Origin of the sequence: Streptomyces sp. NPDC088725 (genome assembly GCF_044751305.1) — a bacterium.
Classification (GTDB): Bacteria; Actinomycetota; Actinomycetes; order Streptomycetales; family Streptomycetaceae; genus Streptomyces.
The window spans coordinates 606,460-624,676 of record NZ_JBIVLO010000004.1; the positions used below are offsets into that span (position 1 = coordinate 606,460).

Annotated in this window: 15 protein-coding genes and 3 tRNA genes; 10 read left to right on the forward strand and 8 right to left on the reverse strand. The window is 70.9% G+C overall.

All coding sequences use genetic code 11. From position 1 onward, the window contains the following. Nucleotides 1-115 precede the first annotated feature (115 nt). The 4 genes from purD to ACIP6N_RS12945 all read left to right on the forward strand — a co-directional run bounded on the left by purD (nucleotide 116) and on the right by ACIP6N_RS12945 (nucleotide 7,119). A complete protein-coding gene (purD, locus tag ACIP6N_RS12930) occupies nucleotides 116-1,366 on the forward strand; it encodes a phosphoribosylamine--glycine ligase (RefSeq protein ID WP_401815131.1) in 1,251 nt (416 codons plus the stop codon). Nucleotides 1,367-1,773: 407 nt separating this feature from the next. Next, nucleotides 1,774-3,684: a hypothetical protein gene (locus ACIP6N_RS12935; protein WP_401815133.1), complete on the forward strand. Its 1,911-nt coding sequence runs from the start codon at nucleotides 1,774-1,776 to the stop codon at nucleotides 3,682-3,684. 933 nt (nucleotides 3,685-4,617) lie between these two features. Continuing rightward, nucleotides 4,618-6,075 (forward strand): N,N-dimethylformamidase beta subunit family domain-containing protein, encoded by a 1,458-nt coding sequence (locus tag ACIP6N_RS12940; RefSeq protein WP_401815134.1) that lies wholly within the window; start codon nucleotides 4,618-4,620, stop codon nucleotides 6,073-6,075. 144 nt (nucleotides 6,076-6,219) lie between these two features. Continuing rightward, the gene (locus tag ACIP6N_RS12945) at nucleotides 6,220-7,119 is read left to right on the forward strand and encodes a phosphoribosylaminoimidazolesuccinocarboxamide synthase (protein ID WP_401815135.1); all 900 of its coding nucleotides are present in this window, start codon (nucleotides 6,220-6,222) and stop codon (nucleotides 7,117-7,119) included. Between the two features lie 100 nt (nucleotides 7,120-7,219). On the opposite strand, the gene ACIP6N_RS12950 is transcribed toward ACIP6N_RS12945, so the two are convergent. The 8 genes from ACIP6N_RS12950 to ACIP6N_RS12985 form a co-directional block, all read right to left on the reverse strand. Then, nucleotides 7,220-7,292, reverse strand: a tRNA-Gly gene (locus ACIP6N_RS12950). Nucleotides 7,293-7,314: 22 nt separating this feature from the next. Then, nucleotides 7,315-8,019 carry a response regulator gene (locus tag ACIP6N_RS12955; protein ID WP_401815137.1) on the reverse strand — a complete coding sequence of 235 codons (705 nt, stop codon included), beginning with the start codon at nucleotides 8,017-8,019 and terminating at the stop codon, nucleotides 7,315-7,317. Nucleotides 8,020-8,126: 107 nt separating this feature from the next. Next, complete coding sequence (locus tag ACIP6N_RS12960; protein WP_401815138.1) at nucleotides 8,127-9,530, reverse strand: sensor histidine kinase; 1,404 nt, start codon at nucleotides 9,528-9,530, stop codon at nucleotides 8,127-8,129. Nucleotides 9,531-9,552: 22 nt separating this feature from the next. Continuing rightward, complete coding sequence (locus ACIP6N_RS12965) at nucleotides 9,553-10,383, reverse strand: ABC transporter permease (protein ID WP_401815139.1); 831 nt, start codon at nucleotides 10,381-10,383, stop codon at nucleotides 9,553-9,555. A gap of 38 nt (nucleotides 10,384-10,421) precedes the next feature. After that, on the reverse strand, nucleotides 10,422-11,372 hold the full coding sequence (locus ACIP6N_RS12970; RefSeq protein ID WP_401815141.1) for an ABC transporter ATP-binding protein: 951 nt from the start codon (nucleotides 11,370-11,372) through the stop codon (nucleotides 10,422-10,424). Nucleotides 11,373-11,574: 202 nt separating this feature from the next. Further along, nucleotides 11,575-11,647: transfer RNA gene (locus ACIP6N_RS12975), tRNA-Gly, on the reverse strand. A 69-nt stretch (nucleotides 11,648-11,716) separates the two neighbouring features. After that, nucleotides 11,717-11,788 (reverse strand) — tRNA-Gly (locus ACIP6N_RS12980). 153 nt (nucleotides 11,789-11,941) lie between these two features. Next, entirely contained in the window at nucleotides 11,942-12,277 is a 336-nt protein-coding gene (locus tag ACIP6N_RS12985) for an Lsr2 family protein (RefSeq protein WP_401815142.1), read from the reverse strand. A 510-nt stretch (nucleotides 12,278-12,787) separates the two neighbouring features. Between ACIP6N_RS12985 and purS the strand changes: the two genes are divergently transcribed. From purS to ACIP6N_RS13015, 6 genes are all read left to right on the forward strand, one after another. After that, complete coding sequence (purS, locus tag ACIP6N_RS12990; RefSeq protein WP_401815144.1) at nucleotides 12,788-13,039, forward strand: phosphoribosylformylglycinamidine synthase subunit PurS; 252 nt, start codon at nucleotides 12,788-12,790, stop codon at nucleotides 13,037-13,039. Beyond that, nucleotides 13,036-13,719 (forward strand): phosphoribosylformylglycinamidine synthase subunit PurQ, encoded by a 684-nt coding sequence (gene purQ / locus ACIP6N_RS12995; protein WP_401815146.1) that lies wholly within the window; start codon nucleotides 13,036-13,038, stop codon nucleotides 13,717-13,719. Before purS ends, purQ begins: the two co-directional genes overlap by 4 nt. Continuing rightward, complete coding sequence (gene purL / locus ACIP6N_RS13000) at nucleotides 13,716-15,965, forward strand: phosphoribosylformylglycinamidine synthase subunit PurL (RefSeq protein WP_401815147.1); 2,250 nt, start codon at nucleotides 13,716-13,718, stop codon at nucleotides 15,963-15,965. Before purQ ends, purL begins: the two co-directional genes overlap by 4 nt. Nucleotides 15,966-16,062: 97 nt before the next feature. Then, nucleotides 16,063-16,269: a DUF4177 domain-containing protein gene (locus ACIP6N_RS13005; RefSeq protein ID WP_401815149.1), complete on the forward strand. Its 207-nt coding sequence runs from the start codon at nucleotides 16,063-16,065 to the stop codon at nucleotides 16,267-16,269. 147 nt (nucleotides 16,270-16,416) lie between these two features. Beyond that, nucleotides 16,417-17,238 (forward strand): sterol carrier family protein, encoded by an 822-nt coding sequence (locus ACIP6N_RS13010; protein ID WP_401815150.1) that lies wholly within the window; start codon nucleotides 16,417-16,419, stop codon nucleotides 17,236-17,238. A 78-nt stretch (nucleotides 17,239-17,316) separates the two neighbouring features. Next, nucleotides 17,317-18,183: an META domain-containing protein gene (locus ACIP6N_RS13015; protein ID WP_401815152.1), complete on the forward strand. Its 867-nt coding sequence runs from the start codon at nucleotides 17,317-17,319 to the stop codon at nucleotides 18,181-18,183. Nucleotides 18,184-18,217 lie beyond the last annotated feature (34 nt).

Consider the following 18,217-nt stretch of genomic DNA (forward strand, 5'->3'; position numbering starts at 1 on the left):
GAAAGGCCCGCAAAAGGCCGTCGGGCGGTCGGTAAACGGTCGGTAGACGGTCGGCGGTCGGCGGACAGAAGACCGGTAGCCGGAGAGCGGGTCCGTCCCGGCTAGGCTGCCCCCCGTGAAGGTCCTTGTCATTGGCGGCGGCGCCCGCGAACACGCCCTGTGCCGCTCTCTCTCCCTCGACCCCGAGGTCACCTCTCTCTACTGCGCTCCCGGCAACGCCGGTATCGCGGAGGTGGCCGAGCTGCACGCGGTCGACGCCATGGACGGCGCCGCGGTGGCCCGTCTCGCCACGGAGCTGGAGGCCGGGCTCGTCGTCGTCGGGCCCGAGGCGCCGCTCGTGGCCGGGGTCGCCGACGCCGTGCGCGCCGCCGGCATCCCCTGCTTCGGCCCCTCCCGGGAGGCTGCGGAGCTGGAGGGTTCCAAGGCGTTCGCGAAGGACGTGATGGCCGCGGCGAACGTCCCGACGGCCCGCAGTTACGTCTGCACCACCCCGGAGCAGATCGAGGACGCGCTCGACGCGTTCGGGGCCCCGTACGTCGTCAAGGACGACGGCCTGGCCGCCGGCAAGGGCGTCGTGGTGACCGAAGACCTCGCCGTTGCGCGTGAGCACGCGCTCAGCTGCGGCCGTGTGGTCATCGAGGAATTCCTCGACGGTCCCGAGGTCTCGCTCTTCGCCATCACGGACGGCGAGACGGTCCTCCCGCTCCAGCCCGCGCAGGACTTCAAGCGCGCGCTCGACGGCGACGAAGGCCCCAACACCGGCGGCATGGGCGCGTACTCCCCGCTTCCCTGGGCCGACCCCAAGCTGGTCGACGAGGTCCTCGACTCCGTCCTCCAGCCCACGGTGGACGAGCTGCGGCGGCGCGGTACGCCGTTCTCCGGGCTGCTGTACGCGGGGCTCGCGATCACGAGCCGGGGCGTACGGGTCATCGAGTTCAACGCGCGCTTCGGCGACCCGGAGACGCAGGTGGTCCTGGCCAGGCTCAGGACCCCACTGGCTGGTGTGCTGCTGGGAGCCGCCGAGGGGACGCTGGCCGGGCTGCCGCCGCTGAAGTGGCGTGACGACGCCGCGGTCACGGTGGTCGTCGCCTCGCACAACTACCCGGACACACCGCGCACCGGCGATCCCATCGACGGCCTCGACGAGATCGCGGCACAGGATGCGCCCCATGCGTACGTTCTGCACGCCGGGACGCGGCGCGACGGCGATGCCGTGGTGAGCGCCGGCGGACGGGTGCTGTCGGTGACCGCGACGGGCAAGGACGTGGCGCAGGCGCGGGAGCGGGCGTACGCGGCCGTCGCGCGGATCCGGCTTGACGGCGGGCAGCACCGCACGGACATCGCCCGCGAGGCCGCGCAGGTCTGAGCGGCGCCCGGTCTGAGCGAAGGTGGTGGAGGCGGTCCTGAGGGGCCGCCTCCGGCCTTTTCCGCGGTGCTGTCTGCTCCTGTCCCCTCCGGCGGCCGATGGCCATGGTTTCCGTCCGGGAGTTCCCGGGATGAGCTCTGCCGGGTGCCCACGAAAGGGCTGTGACCTGCGGGTCTGCCGGCCGTTCCGGGGATTGGGGGTCCTCGGCCGGTACGTCAGCAGCTTTACCCAAAGCCATCCCATCGAGTGACGACTAAGCCATCCGGATGACTGCCGTCGAGGCCCCAACTAGGGTGCGGCGCAAGCATTCCGGCACTTGGCCCATCGGCATTGCGATGTCAGTGGTGGCTGCCACAGTGGGGGAGTGAGCAACACCACCGCAGGGGCAGAGGGGGTGAGGTCGGACCATGTCCGGTTCCGGTATTCGTATCGGTGACGAGATCGGCGCTCAGGGCGCCCGCGTCAGGGCTCTCGCCGTGCTGCGCGTACGCGGCAGGGCGCTGGCCGTCGCGCTGCTGCCCGCGGCCGTCGCCGTCGTGCTGCTCGTGGGAGGTCTCACGGGCCATCTCGCCGGCGCCGGGTGGGAGGTGGCGCGGTGGGTCGTGACGGGCCTCGCCGTGGCCGTGCTGGGGCTCGCCGGGGCCGTCTCCGCGATCGTCGCCAGGGCCAGGCCCGCCTTCAGTCCTACCGTCGCGGTCGCCGAGCGGTCGGCTCCCGATCTCTACCGGCTCGTCCGCGATCTGGCGGACAAGCTCGATGTTCCCGTGCCCTCCGCGATAGCCCTCACGCCCGACTGCGACAGCTGGCTGGAGGACCGTACGCATCCGGCGTACGCGCTCCCCGGAGCCGGCGGCAGACGGCGGGTGGCCGCCGCGCCCGTCCTGGTGATCGGCTCGCCCTTCCTGTGGTGGATGCGCGTCGCCGAGCTGCGTGCCGTGCTCGCTCCCGTCGTGGCGGGTACGGGCCCCTCCGCGCACCCGGACATAGCCGCGGCCCGTCGCTTCGTGCGCGGGCTGGACGCGGCGGTGGCCGTCGCAGGCGCCCGGCCGGAGCGCGGTGCGATACGCGGCGCCGTGCTCGGCTTCGTCGGCCGTGTCGCGCGGCTGCTGCTGCGCGCCTGCGCCGAGCACGCCACGCTGATGGAGCGCGGCGTCGCGTCGGCCGCGTCCGAGCGCGCGCACGCGGTGGACTACGGCCTGCGCATCCAGGCCCAGGAGCAGGTCGGTCTCGCCTACGCGGGCTGGGACCGGCTGCTCACCCGTGTCGCGCTGCCGGCCTGGCGTATGGGCCGCTGGCCCTCCCGCCTGGACGTCGGTGTGGTCTCCGCCCTGACCGAGCTTTCCCGCCGCGACCGCCTCGCCGAGGGCTTCACCTCCCGGCTGGGCGAGCGCCCCGCCTGCGACCTCCTCGAAGAGCCAGGCGCGGCTGACGAGGCCGCGTCCCTGCTGGCCGCCCGTCTCTTCCACGGCGGGCCCGCGGAGGCGGGGCCCGACTGGTCCCCGGTGGACTGGCAGCAGTATCCGGAGGAGGTCGTCGACCGGAAGTGGCGTACGGAGGCCGCCCGGCTGCACCGGGTGCTGGACGGGGCAGAGATACGTTGTCCGGCCGACCCGGCGGGACCGACGCTGGCGCGCGTCCTGGACCACCTGACCGCCGGACGCGGCGCCTCGGGCGGGAAGGCGCGCGCCGAGACGCGGGACAGGGCGCGCGATGAGATGCGCGACGTCTCGGTAACCGACGCGGTGCACGGCGCCTCGGCTGCGGGTGAGTCGGGCGATGAGACGCGCGGCGCCTCGGCCATCGGCGAGACGGGCGACGAGATGCGAGACGCCCCGGCTGTGGGCGAGTCGGGCGATGAGACGCGCGACGCCTCGGCCGCCGGCGAGTCGGGCGATGAAGACGGCGAGGACGTGGGCGGCGCGGTGGCAGACGCTCTCGCGGCCGGCATCAGCGCCGAGCTGGCCCGTGAGGAGGCCGCCGCGCCCACGGCGCGTATGGAGCCCGCAGCGGACGCACCGGCCTTCTGGGGCGCGGACGCGGAGCCGCTGCCCCTGTTCCCGCTCCAGCCGCCGCGTACGGGCCGTGAGCTGCTCGCCGACCATGTGACGGCGATGGTCTGCTGCTCGGCCGTCGACACGGCGGGTGCGGCGCCGGGGCTCGACTGGCTCGACGGACCCACGCTCCTGGTCGGGGGCGAGCGCCGTGGCGATCTGGGCGGGCGGGTGCTCAGCCTGGTCGAGGACGGCGACCCGGAGCCGCTGCGGAGGTGGCTGGCCGGGGTGGGCGTACGGCCGGAGAAGCCGGTCCGGCTCGTTTGAACCCCGCGTGCCGGGGCTGCCGCCCTGTCGGCGCTGCCGTCTGCTGTCTCACGCTTGCCTGCCGGGGCTGCCACCCGCTGTTTCCCAGTTGTCCGCCTGCGCTCCCGCTGCCGTAGCCCGTAGCCGCCCGGTCTCCCGCTCGCCCCGCGCTGCCCGCCTGCCCGTGCTCCTGCCTGCTGTCCCGCTGCCCCGAGATTCGACTGCCGTACCCCTGACCTGTCCGGTCCGACCGCCGATCTGTGCGTCGTGGCGTACCTGAGCCTTAAGGCCCGTCACAGGGGCTCCGCCTCGCCAGCCTTACGGGGGCGGGCTCACCCGGCTCGCAGAACGACTCAGGGGCGCCAAGGGGCGCCTCAAGGCCCATGGCGCCCGAGGGAGAGTCCACAGAGCCCCAAGAATCCACGGAGACCCACGGAGACCCACGGAGCCCGGAGAGTCCACAGAGGCCCGCGGAGACCCAGTGAGACCCCCAGGGCCCCGGAGAGGCCCACGAGGCGCCGGAGGCACCCCAGCGAAAGCTGACCACCCCAGCGAAAGCTGACGGGCGCGCAGGGCCCCTGGGGCGCTCTGAGCGCCCTGTGACGCAAGACCGCCGCCTGCCGAGCGCTCACCCACCGCGAGCTGCCCGCTCGCCCGGCGTGAGCCTCACCGGCCGCCCACCGCAAGCCGCCCGCCCGCTCGCCCGGCGTGAGCCTCACCGGCCGCCCAGCACCCGCCCACCGCCCGCCCACCGCCGGTCGAACAAGGATCCGTACGTGTCAGAAATCCCGCCTCCCCCGACCCCGCTCCGCAACGGCCACCGGCGACAACGCGCTGCGACGGCCGTCCACCACAGGCGCCACGGAGTTCCCGGGTGCACCAATTAGCGACGAACGGTGACCGGCCGCGTGCGTTATGTGATGTGCTGGGGGCTGGCTCAAGGAGGGGTGCACCATGGGGGCTGAGCAGATTCGCCGATGGGAATCGGGCGCTCTCGCCCACGCGGTCACCGACCCCTTCGGGCAGGGCCCACTGCCCTGGCTGCGCGGCAGTGAGAACTATTTCGACGACACCGGCCATCTCGTGCCCTGGTACGCGGACCCCACCCTCGACCAAGGGCGCGGCGGCCTCCGTACCGCCGACGACGTGGACCGTCAGATCAAGGGCTTCGCGTCCACCAGCGCCGCCGCTCCCGGTGAGTCCATCGACTTCCACATCACCGTCGATCCGCCCCGGCAGTTCTCCGTCGACATCTATCGCATCGGGCACTACAGCGGTGACGGCGCGTCCAAGATCACCACCAGCCCGCGTCTCTCCGGCATCGTCCAGCCCCCGCCGCTGACCGCCGACCGTACGATCTCCTGCCACCACTGGTGGCTGTCCTGGCGGCTCCAGATCCCGTCGTACTGGCCCGTCGGGGCGCATGTCGCGGTGCTCACCACCGTCGACGGCTACCGCTCGCACATCCCCTTCACCGTCCGCCACAGCGAGCCGGCCGACCTGCTGCTCGTGCTCCCGGACATCACCTGGCAGGCGTACAACCTGTATCCGGAGGACGGCCACACCGGCGGCAGCCTCTACCACGCGTGGGACGAGCAGGGCCGTCTCCTCGGTGAGGAGGACGCCGCGACGACGGTGTCGTTCGACCGCCCGTACGCGGGCGCCGGGCTGCCGCTGCATGTCGGGCATGCCTACGACTTCATCCGCTGGGCCGAGCGTTACGGCTACGACCTCGCGTACGCCGACACCAGCGACCTGCACGCGGGCCGCGTCGATCCCAGCCGCTACCGGGGGCTGGTCTTCGCCGGGCACGACGAGTACTGGTCGGCCCCCATGCGCCGCACCGTCGAGGCGGCGCGCGACGGCGGCACCTCGCTGGTCTTCCTCTCCGCCAACACCATGTACTGGCAGGTGGAGCTGGCCCCGTCGGCCTCCGGGGTGCCCGACCGCCTCCTCACCTGCCGCAAACGCCACGGCCCGGGAAAGCCGGCGCTCTGGCGTGAAGTGGACAGACCCGAGCAGCAGTTGTTGGGCATTCAGTACGCGGGGCGTGTCCCGGAGCCGCATCCGATGGTCGTACGGAATACCGACCACTGGCTCTGGGAAGCCACCGGCGTCGGAGAGGGCGACGAGATCGGCGGGCTGGTCGCGGGCGAGGCCGACCGCTACTACCCGCGCACGGCCCTGCCGGAACACCGCGACCGCATCCTGCTCGCGCACTCCCCGTACCGGGACAGCGAGAAGGCGCTGCGCCACCAGGAAACGTCGCTCTACCGCGCTCCCTCGGGCGCCCTGGTCTTCGCCTCCGGGACATTCGCCTGGTCACCGGCGCTCGACCGGCCCGGACATGTCGATTCCCGTATCCAGCGCGCCACCGCCAATCTGCTGGACCGCATCTGCAAGCGGGACTGAGAGGAACCTGCCGGAGCCGGCGGGACTGAGAGGATTGAAGGAGGCGGGGGCCGTAAGCCGGGTCACACCCCTCCGTTCCTGGAGCTTCCGGCATACGGAAGAATCGAGGCGATCTCCAAGATCGAACAACCACGGGGAGGAACCGTGTCCGGATTCGTCGAAAAGCCCGAGCCCGTTCAGGTGCCGGGTCTGGTGCATCTGCACACCGGCAAGGTGCGCGATCTGTACCAGAACGAGGCGGGCGACCTCGTGATGGTCGCCAGCGACCGCATGTCCGCCTACGACTGGGTGCTGCCCACCGAGATTCCCGACAAGGGCCGGGTCCTCACCCAGCTCTCGCTGTGGTGGTTCGACCAGCTCAACGACCTCGTGCCGAACCACGTGATCTCCACCGACCTCCCCGACGGCGCCCCCGCCGACTGGGCGGGCCGCACCCTCATCTGCAAGTCACTGCGGATGGTCGAGGTGGAGTGCGTCGCTCGCGGCTATCTCGCGGGCTCCGGCCTCCTGGAGTACAACGAGCACCGCACCGTCTGCGGGATCGCGCTGCCGGAAGGCCTGACGGACGGCTCCGAGCTGCCCGGCCCCATCTTCACGCCCGCCACCAAGGCAGCCGTCGGCGAGCACGACGAGAACGTGTCGTACGAGGAGGTCGCCCGCCAGGTCGGCGCCGAGACGGCCGCGCTGCTGCGCCGTACGACGCTCGATGTGTACGGCAGGGCCCGCGACATCGCCCGCGAGCGCGGCATCATCCTCGCCGACACCAAGTTCGAGTTCGGCTTCGACGGTGATGACCTGATCATCGCCGACGAGGTGCTGACCCCCGACTCCTCGCGCTTCTGGCCGGCGGAGTCCTGGGAGCCGGGTCACCCCCAGCCGTCGTACGACAAGCAGTACGTACGCGACTGGCTGACCTCAGCCGCCTCCGGCTGGGACCGCAAGAGCGAGCAGCCGCCGCCCGCGCTGCCGCAGGAGGTCGTGGACGCGACCCGCGCGAAGTATCTGGAGGCGTACGAAGGACTCACCGGCCTCAGCTGGTCGTAGCGCCGTCTTCCGGCCCCGTGTCAGCGCCCTACGGAGCGGACACGGGGCACGCGGACACGAAGAAGGCCCTGATCGCGATGATCAGGGCCTTCTCCAGCTGAGCGGACGACCAGGTTCGAACTGGCGACCTCAACCTTGGCAAGGTTGCGCTCTACCAACTGAGCTACGTCCGCAAGCGCCGTGGCGCGAGCACCACTATACCCAACCTCGCTCCCGTGCGAGACGCACTGCCGTGTGCCGGTTCTCCGCCCCCAGCTTCGTCGCGGCCGACGACAGGTAATTGCGCACGGTGCCCTGCGACAGCGACGCGCGCTCGGCGATCTCCGCGATCGGCGCGCCGTCCGCCGCCAGTTCCAGCACCTCGGCCTCGCGCACGGTCAGCGGGGAGTCCCCGGCCGAGATCGCGTCGGCCGCCAACTCCGGGTCCACGAAACGGTTTCCCGCGTGCACGGTACGGATGATCTCGGCGAGCTGCCGGGCGCTGACCGTCTTGGGCACGAAGCCGCGTACGCCCGCCGCCAGGGCCCGTTTCAGGTGGCCGGGACGGCCGTGACTCGTCACGATCATGGTCCGGCAGCCGGGCAGTTCGGCGCGGAGGGATGTGGCGACCTTCACACCGTCCAGGCCCGGCATCTCCAGATCCAGTACGGCCACGTCGGGCCGGTGCGCGAGCGCCATCGCCAGCGCCTCCGGGCCCGAAGCGGCCTCGGCGACCACCAGCAGATCGTCTTCGAGCCCGAGGAGCGCGGCGAGCGCGCCCCGGATCAGATGCTCGTCGTCCGCGAGCAGAACCCGCACCCGGCCGGTCGCGGCGGCAGCAGAATCCGCCCGCCCTGGCCCGGTCGCCGGAGCCGCCTGTCCCGGAGCGGTCGCGAAAGCCGCCTTCCCCGGTCCGGTCATGGGAGCCGTCTGTCCCGGCCCGGTCGCGGAAGCGGCCTGCCCCGGCCCGCTCGCGAAAGCCGCCCGCTCCGGGCCGGTCGCGGGAGCCGCCCGCCCCATGATGTGCGTCACGCCACCGCCCCGTTCCCGGCCACGGACACCTCAGCCGTACCCACAGCCACACCCGTAGCCGTAACGGCAGACGCAGCCCCAGCCCCAACCCCCGTCCCGCCCGACCGCGGCACCCGCGCCGTCAGCCGGAAGCAGCCGTCCGCCGCGCGCCCCGCGTCCAGCGTGCCGTCCAGCAGCGCCAGCCGCTCCCGCAGGCCCACGAGCCCCGAGCCCTTCGTCGCCGACCCTGAAGACGCTGAAGCCCCCGAAGCCCCCGAAGATCCCGAGGACGCCGAAACACCCGAGGCGCCCGAAGCCCCCGAGGCGTCTCTCCGGCCCTCCGCCGGCAGTCCGTCGTTCTCGACCACCAGCACCGCCTCCCCTCCCTCGCTCTCCGACAGCCGTACGGTGCACCGCCGCGCGTCCCCGTGCCGCAGTACGTTCGTCGTCGCCTCGCGCACCACCCACGCCAGCGCCGACTGCACCTGCGCCGGCAGCCCGTCGCCGCCGTCGCCCCTGATCCGGCAGTCGATGCCCGCCGCCTTCAACACACCCCGGGCGCCTTCCAGTTCGGTGTGCAGATCGGCCTCCCGGTAGCCGCGTACGACCTCCCGGACCTCCCGCTGCGACTCCCGCGCCATCCGCTGCACCTCGACCATCTGGGCCACGGCCTCCGGCCGTCCGCGCTCGGCGAGACCGACCGCCAGCTCGCTCTTCAGCGCGATCACCGAGAGGTTGCGGCCCATCACATCGTGCAGGTCACGGCCGAACCGCAGCCGCTCCTCCGCGACCGCGAGGCGGGCGTTCACCTCCCGTGCCGCATCCAGCTCCCAGACGACGCTGAGCAGCCACGCCGAGAAGACGTAGGTGACGACGAGGCCCGTGCTCATGCTGAGGACCCCGATCACGTGCGCGGCGGCGAGACCCCACCCCATGCCGAACAGCAGCCCCGCGACCGCTGTCCCGACCGTTGTCGCGAGCACCGCGACCACCCGCTGGGACGTCGTACGCAGCCCCAGGGAGACGGAGGCCACGCCGAAGCCTGCGAAACCCAGAACCAGGGGGATGTAGTCCTTGTCCTGAGCGATCGTGCCGGCGACGCGCAGCGCGAGGACGGTGACGATGCTCGCGGCGGACAGCGCGGCCGTGCTCAGCAGCAGCCGTACGGGCCGCTCGCGCCGGCCCAGCCGCCAGTCCAGGGCCACGGACTGGTTGACGGCGCACAGCGTTCCGTGCGCGCACACCAGCAGGAACAGCCAGCCGCCGAGCGGTTTCGAGCTGACCAGCGGCTCGAGCCCGACGAATCCGACCTCGAAGGCCAGGAGAGAGTGGAACGACCAGCGGGTGTACAGCTCGACCTTCGCCGTTTTCGTCCTGGCCGCCCTGCTCTTCCGGCACCACCAGCCCGTCAGCACCGACATCGAGTCTCCCCGTCCCTCCGCCTCAACGCCGCGGCTCCCAGCGGAACCACCGCTGTACAGCAAACACCGCGAGTACGGTCCACACCACCGCGTTCACCGCCGCGCCCAGCACGTCGGCGCCGTCCGTGCCGCCCAGCCAGCCCGCGCGGATCAGGGTCATCACGCCGGTCGTGGGCAGCAGTTCGCAGACGAACGCGATCCGGTCGGGCAGCGCCTCCAGAGGGATGAACAGGCCTGAGCCGAGCGCCGAGACCAGGAAGAGCGGCATGGTGGTGATCTGAGCGCTCTCCGGGCTGCGCGTGAAGGCGGCGGTCACCGCGGCCAGCGCCGTGAGCAGCACGATGCCCGCCAGCATCCCGCAGACCAGCAGCTCCGGCCTGCGGGGCCCGCCCAGTCCGAGGAACGCGACGCCCGCCGCCACCATCACCGCGCACTGCCCGACCGCCAGCGTGGCCGCGGGCAGCGCGGTGCCGATCAGGATCTCGCGGTCCGAAGTCTCGCCCGTACGCAGCCGCTTGAGCACCAGCTGCTCGCGCCTGGCGGTGTACGCGGAGACCAGGTTGGAGTAGATGATCATGATCAGCGCCATGCCGACCCCGCCGGTCATCGCGGCCTCCACGGCGCTGATGCCCGTCGAGGACAGATCGATCCGGTCCAGCGAACTCTTGATCGCGACCACCATCACGATCGGCACGAACAGCGCGGAGAAGAGCGCCGTCCTGTTCCGTACGAGCAGCGTGAACTCGGCCCGGCCCAGGGCCCCGAGGCGCCCGGGAGTCGTGCTCTTCGGGCCGGCCGCCATCTGAGCCACCTCATCCGCCGTCACCGCGGTTTTCGCTGTCGTCCCCGTCATGCCCGTCCCCATCCCCGTTGCCTCCCTCGTTTTCTCGCTCATCGCGCGCCCGCCGTCTCCGCGACCGCCGTCTCCGCGCTCTGCGCCGCGATGTCGAGGAACGCCTCTTCGAGTGAGGCGGACCGCGCGTCGAGTTGGCCCAGCTCGACGTGCGATTCCTCTGCCCAGTGCAGGAGTTCGCCAAGATCACGCTGCAAGTGATGCGTAAGGATCAGGACCCGGCGCTCGTCCCCGTCGCTGGTGCCCGCCCGCAGTGACAGCGGCAGCCGCGCCGCCTCGATCCCCTCGGGCAGCAGGAAGCGGATGCGGGCCGGGCGCGCGGCGGTCACTTCGGCGGGGGTTCCCGACGTCACGATGCGTCCCTGGTGCATGATCGCCAGCCGGTCGGCGAGCGTTTCGGCCTCTTCCAGGTAGTGCGTCGTCAGCACCACCGTCGTCCCTTCGTCGCGCAGCGTCCGTACCAACTCCCAGGTGTCGCGCCGCCCTTCGGCGTCGAGTCCCGTCGTCGGCTCGTCCAGGAAAAGCACCTCGGGACGGCCGAGCAGCGCGAGTGCCAGGTCCAGGCGGCGCTTCTCGCCGCCGGAGAGCTGTTTGACCCGTACGGAGGCCCGTTTGCCGAGTCCCACCAGCTCCAGGGCCTCCGCCGTCGGCCGCGCGCCGCTGGTGCACCCCGCGCACATACGTACGGTTTCGGCGACCGTCAGCTCGGACGGGAAGCCGCCCTCCTGGAGCATCACGCCGACCCGGGGCCGCACGGCCAGCCGCTCGCGGTACGGATCGTGCCCGAGGACCCGGACCGAGCCGCCGCTGGGCTTCGCCAGGCCCTCCAGCAGCTCGACGGTGGAGGTCTTGCCGGCGCCGTTGGTCCCGAGCAGCGCGAACAGCTCGCCTCTCGGCACGGAGAACGAGACGCCCGCGACCGCCTCGAAGCCGCCGGCGTAGGTACGGCGCAGCTCGTCCGCCTCGATTACGTCATTCAGGTAGCCCATGCCTCCAGGCTTCCGCCGGATCGCGGCGGCGGGCAGTGCGCGCTGTCATCACAGCTGATGACAAATGTCATCGGGCGGCGGGAAGCGCGAAGGCCGGCGGGAAGCATGAAGGCGGCGGGAGCACCAAGACCGGCGGGAGGCACGAAGATCGGCCAGGAGCACGAAGAAGGCCCTGATCCAGAGGATCAGGGCCTTCTTGCTGAGCGGACGACCAGGTTCGAACTGGCGACCTCAACCTTGGCAAGGTTGCGCTCTACCAACTGAGCTACGTCCGCATGCACCGAGCGAGTCGATGCGATCACCGTCCCGATCAGTCCACCGAAGTGGACTGTGGAGCGATGTAGAGCGGGTGACAGGAATTGCACACTGCGCCTCCCCCTTGGAAAGGGGGCGTTCTACTACTGAACTACACCCGCACGCTGCGTCGGACTTGGCTTTTCGGCCTTGCCCTTCGGCGTGTTCCAGACTCTAGCCGATCAGTGGGGGTGTCGCGCAAGTCGAGACCCTGACGCCTCGTCCGGCCCCCCTCCGCCCGGTCGCGGCACAGCCCCGCGCCCGGGCCGTCCGGCTCAACTGGCTTGGCTGAAAGCCTCGTACACCCGCTTCGGGATACGGCCCCTGGCCGGCACCTCCATCTTGTGCGACTGCGCCCAGGCGCGGACCGCCGCCGGGTCGGGGGCGAGCGAGGTGTGGCTGTACGTGGTGCGCGTCTTGCCGTTCTTGCCGGCGTTTGACTGCTTTCGTCCCGCTGCCATGTAAGGCGCCAGCGCCTTGCGCAGTTTCTTTGCGTTGGCGGGATTGAGGTCGATCTCGTACGACTTACCGTCCACGCCGAACGTGACCGTCTCCGCCGCGTCTCCGCCGTCCATGTCGTCGGAGAGCGTAACTACTACGCGCTGAGCCACGGATATCGGTCCTTTCTTGCGGTACCGACCCTGCAGGACACCCGCAAGAAACACGGCTGACGTGCGGCGATACCGGCCTTCCGGCTGTTATGGGGCAATGCTGTTTCTGCTGTATTCCTTTGTACAGCGGAAGATGCCGCATTGTGAAGCCCCGACAATTACCTCAGCGTGTCCCCGGGCAATGTCGGCAGCCGATTTTTTCCCGGATTTTCCGCCGTGGTCACCGGGCCCGATATCGCGCCGTCATCCGCGCTGCGAGACGTGCCGGCATCCGTGCCGTGATCCATGCCGTCAGCCGCGCCGCGATCCGAGTGGGGACCCGCGCCGTGGCGCGGGCGGCCCGCCGGCGGTCCCGTGGCCGTCGCGGTCCCGGGGGCGAGGCGGCGCCGCCAGGGGTGACCTGCGATATCTACCCGCGTAGATTCTGTGGCCAGGTACGCTGAGAGACCTCGGGGGGTCGAGGGGGATTCCCTTGAAGAACACAGCCGCACCACACCACCGGGAGTGCCAGTGGCACGCGTCGTAGTCGACGTCATGCTCAAGCCGGAGATTCTCGACCCGCAGGGCCAGGCGGTGCAGCGTGCACTGCCCCGCCTGGGCTTCGAGGGGATCGCCGACGTCCGCCAGGGAAAGCGCTTCGAGCTGGAAGTGGCGGGGCCGGTCGACGACGCCGCCCTCGCCCGCATCCACGAGATGGCCGAGACGTTTCTCGCGAACACCGTCATCGAGGACTTCGTAGTGAAGGTCGAGGAGGCGAAGTGACCGCTCGGATCGGAGTCGTCACTTTCCCGGGAACGCTCGACGACCAGGACAGCCTGCGGGCCGCCAGGATCGCCGGAGCCGAGCCCGTCAGGCTCTGGCACCGCGACAAGGACCTCAAGCAGGTCGACGCGGTCGTGCTGGCCGGCGGCTTCTCCTACGGCGACTACCTGCGGGCAGGCGCCATCGCCCGGTTCTCGCCGGTGATGGAGACGATCGTGGAGCAGGCGAAGGCCGGCATGCCGGTGCTCGGGATCTGCAACGGTTTCCAGATCCTGACCGAGTCGCATCTGCTGCCCGGCGGGATGCTGCGCAACAACCATCTGCACTTCATCTGCCGCGACCAGAAACTGCGGGTGGAGCGCGCGGACACGTCCTGGACCGCCGATTATTCCGAGGGCCAGGAAATCTCCGTACCGCTCAAGAACATCGACGGCCGGTACGTGGCCGATGAACGTGTTCTCGACGAGCTGGAGGCCGAGGGGCGGGTCGCCTTCCGGTATCTCGACGGCAACCCGAACGGTTCGCTGCGCGACATCGCGGGCGTCTCGAACGCGGCGGGCAACGTCGTGGGGCTGATGCCGCACCCCGAACACGCTGTGGAGCCGCTGATCGGTACGGGCCGTACCGACGGCCTCGGATTCTTCACCTCGATCCTGAAGAAGCTGGTAAGCGCGTCATGACTCTGGACACCGTCAAGCACGCGGGCGGCACGCCCGACGTCGAGCAGCCCTGGAAGGAACTCGGCCTCAAGGAGGACGAGTACGCCAGGATCCGCGAGATCCTCGACCGCCGTCCGACCGGCGCCGAGCTGGCCATGTACTCCGTCATGTGGTCGGAGCACTGCTCGTACAAGAGCAGCAAGGTGCACCTGAGGCAGTTCGGCGAGAAGGTCCCGGCCAACGACGCCATGCTCGTCGGCATCGGTGAGAACGCGGGCGTCGTGGACGTCGGCCAGGGGTACGCGGTCACCTTCAAGGTCGAGTCGCACAACCACCCCTCGTACATCGAGCCCTACCAGGGCGCGGCCACCGGCGTCGGCGGCATCGTCCGCGACATCCTCGCGATGGGCGCGCGCCCGGTCGCCGTCGTGGACCCGCTGCGTTTCGGCGCGGCCGACCACCCCGACACCCGCCGCGTTCTGCCCGGGATCGTTTCGGGCATCGGCGGGTACGGCAATTCCCTGGGCCTGCCGAACATCGGCGGCGAGGTCGTCTTCGACGCCTGCTACCAGGGCAACCCGCTGGTCAACGCCGGATGCATCGGCGTGATGCGGCACGAGGACATCCACCTCGCGCAGGCCTCGGGCCCCGGCAACAAGGTGATCCTGTACGGCGCCCGCACGGGCGGCGACGGCATCGGCGGCGTGTCCGTGCTGGCCTCGGAGACCTTCGAGTCGACCGGGCCCGCCAAGCGCCCGGCCGTCCAGGTCGGAGACCCGTTCCAGGAGAAGCTGCTCATCGAGTGCACCCTGGAGCTGTTCCGCGAGAAGCTGGTCGCGGGCATCCAGGACCTCGGCGGCGCCGGTCTGTCCTGCGCCACGAGCGAGCTGGCGAGCGCCGGTTCCGGCGGTATGCGGGTCGAGCTGGACACCGTGCCGCTGCGTGACTCCTCCCTCTCGCCCGAGGAAATCCTCATGAGCGAGTCGCAGGAGCGCATGTGCGCGGTGGTCGAGCCCGACAAGGTCGACCGCTTCATGGAGATCTGCGAGAAGTGGGACGTCATCGCGACGGTCATCGGTGAGGTCACCGAGGGCACGCAGCTGGAGATCTTCTGGCACGGCGAGCAGATCGTGGACGTACCGCCGCGCTCCGTGGCCCACGACGGACCGGTGTACAACCGGCCCTTCGCGCGCCCGAAGTGGCAGGACGCGCTCCAGGCCGACGACGCCAACAAGCTGGCCCGGCCCAGCACTTCGGCCGAGCTGCGCGAGCAGGTGCTGCGGCTCGTCTCGTCGCCGAACCAGGCGTCCAAGGCGTGGATCACGGACCAGTACGACCGCTTCGTGCAGGGCAACACGGTGCTCGCGCAGCCCGAGGACGCCGGCATGGTCCGGATCGACGAGGACACCAACCTCGGTGTCGCGATGGCGACGGACGGCAACGGCCGCTTCGCCAAGCTCGACCCGTACACGGGCGCGCAGCTCGCGCTGGCCGAGGCGTACCGCAACGTCGCCGCCTCCGGCGCCAAGCCGCTCGCCATCTCCGACTGCCTGAACTTCGGTTCGCCCGAAGACCCGGACGTCATGTGGCAGTTCGCCGAGGCCACGCGCGGTCTCGCGGACGGCTGCCTTCAGCTCGGCACACCGGTCACCGGTGGCAACGTCTCGCTCTACAACCAGACGGGCGAGACGGCGATCCACCCGACGCCGGTCGTCGCCGTGCTCGGCGTGATCGACGACGTGACGCGCCGGACGCCGATCGCCTTCAAGGAAGAGGGCCAACTCCTCTACCTGCTGGGCGAGACGCACGAGGAGTTCGGCGGTTCCGCCTGGTCCCAGGTGATCCACGACCACCTCGGCGGGCTACCGCCCAAGGTCGACCTGGACCGGGAGAAGCTGCTCGGCGAGATCCTGATCTCCGCGTCGCGCGACGGCATGATCGACGCCGCGCACGACCTGAGCGACGGCGGTCTGATCCAGTCGGTCACCGAGTCCTGCCTGCGCGGCGGCAACGGCGCGCGGCTCGTGGTGCCGGACGGACTCGACGCCTTCACCTTCCTGTTCAGCGAGTCGGCCGGCCGCGCGGTCGTCGCCGTCCCGCGCAGCGAGGAGCTGCGGTTCACCGACATGTGCGGTGCACGCGGGCTTCCCGTGACCAGGATCGGTGTGGTCGACGGCCAAGCGGTCGAGCTGCAGGGCGAGTTCAGCGTCGAGCTGAGCGAACTGCGCACAGCGCACGAGTCCACGATCCCCGCGCTGCTGGCCTGAACCCCGTCGTGAATGTCCTGGGCTCGTGATTGTCTTGGGCCGCACGCGTCCCGCCGTGCGGCCCAAGACATGAGACATGAACGAGGGGAACGCCCCAATGTCCTACGAGTACAAGGTCATTACGTTCCGTGAGTCGCTGATCGGCGACGCGCTGGACAGCGACAAGCTGGAGAAGACGCTCAACAAGCACGCCGAGGACGGCTGGGCCCTCAAGGCGCTCACCGCCGCCGACGTCAAGGGCCGTATCGGTCCTGGCGCGGTCGAGGGCCTGCTCATCACGCTGGAGCGGCCGCGCCAGGCGTGACGCGTTGTTTTTCTCTGGCCGAGCCCCTGCCCGTTTCCGACCGGGCGGGGGCTCAGCCGCGTTCCCGCCCGGCCCCGGCTCGGTCGCGTCCCGGTCGCTCAGTCGCGTTCCGGGCGGGCCGGGGCACGGTCGGTTAGCCTCACGGCTATGCCCCCGGCCAAGAAGCGTCTGCGCAGCTACGACCCCGCCAAGATCCGCACCGCGGTGCTCGCCCAGTTCGGGAACGTACGCGAGGCGATCCGTACCCTCACGCCCGACCAACTCGCGCTGCCCACCGGCCTCGGCGACTGGGCCGTACGGGATCTGGTCGCGCATCTGACCGTGGTGGTCGGCGCGATCGGCGGCGGCCTGGAGCAGGCTGAGCCGCCGCCCGGTCCGGTGGTGCCGCTGCTGGACTGGCCGTTCGCGACGGCCACGTACGCCGGGGCGATCTCCGAGGACGTGGCGCGGATCGCGGCGGAGTCCGTACCGGTGGAGGCCGGATCGGCTGCGGGCGCCGAGGAGTTGTTCACCCTCGCCGCCTCACGGATCGACGCGCTGTTGCCGGGGGCGCCGGACGACCGGCTGGTCGCGACCCGGGTCGGCGCGATGCGCCTGGCCGATTTCCTGGTCACCCGTACCGTCGAACTGATCGTCCACACCGACGACTTGAACCGCGCGACCGGCCTGTCCGTACCGTACGACCGGCAGGCGCTCGCCGCCTGTACGCGGCTGCTCGCCGACGCGCTCGCGGTGAAGGCGCCGGGCGCCTCGACCGAGGTGCGGATCCCGCCGTTCGCGGTGGTGCAGTGCGTCGAGGGCCCCCGGCACACGCGCGGCACGCCGCCCAACGTGGTCGAGACCGATCCGCTCACCTGGATCCGGCTCGCCACGGGCCGTACGTCGTGGCACGAGGAGTTGGACGCGGCGCGGGTCAGCGCGAGCGGGGAGCGTGCGGATCTGGGTGGGCTGCTGCCGCTGATGGGGTGAGCGGAGGGCGGTGTCCGGGGCGCGGGGCGGTGTCTGGGGCTCGCGGAACCGGTCGCGGCCGTGGCTCGTCCCATCGCCATGCGAAAGCAACGGGTCATCTCAGCCACATCAGTCACTGCTGTCGCGCTGCTTACCCTGGGCGCGTGCGGCACGGAGACGGGTTCCGGCAAGGGTGCCGAACCCGAAGGCAGCGCCGTACGGAACGACTTGCCCGTCACCGGCGTCAGCTGGACCGTCGAGGGCCTGAGCGTCGCCGGCAAGAAGGCCGCGGTGCTCTCCGGGGCGGTCCTGGAGATCGGCAAGGACGGTCAGGCCTCGCTCCGGACGGGGTGCAACGGCTTCGGCACGAAGGTGTCGGTTTCCGGAGACACGCTCACCGTGGGTCCCAAATCGTCAACCATGATGAGCTGTTCCGAGCAACTGGACGATTTCGAAAGGGATTTGGGCAAAGCCTTTTCCGGCAAGCTCAAGGCCGAAATGACGGACGGCGAAAAGGGCCTGACCCTGAAGGGCGCGGACGGCGACGCGATCGCGCTGACCTCCGAGCCGTCCGCCGCGCTCACCGGGAAGTGGACGGTGAACACGCTCGGCGGCGATCCGAAGGCCGGGGTCACGCTGCCCGAGGGCACGGATGGCAAGGCGTTCATCACGTTCGGCGAGGACGGCACGGCGCACGGCAGCCTGGGCTGCAACAGCTTCCGGACGACGGCGAAGACGGCGGCGGCTGACGGGGCTGACGGGGCTGACGGGGCTGACGGGTCCACGGTCACGTTCGGCCGCGTCACCTCCACGCGGAAGCTGTGCCCGGGTCCTGAGATGGCGGTGGAGCGCCGGATGCAGAAGGTGCTGTCGGGCAAGGTCACGTACAAGCTGAACGAACAGGGCCTGTCCCTGACGGCGGCTGACGGCACGAGCCTGTCGGCGCGGCCGGGGAGCCGGGCGTAGCGCGGTTCCGGGCGGCGCGGTGCGGCCTGTCGGC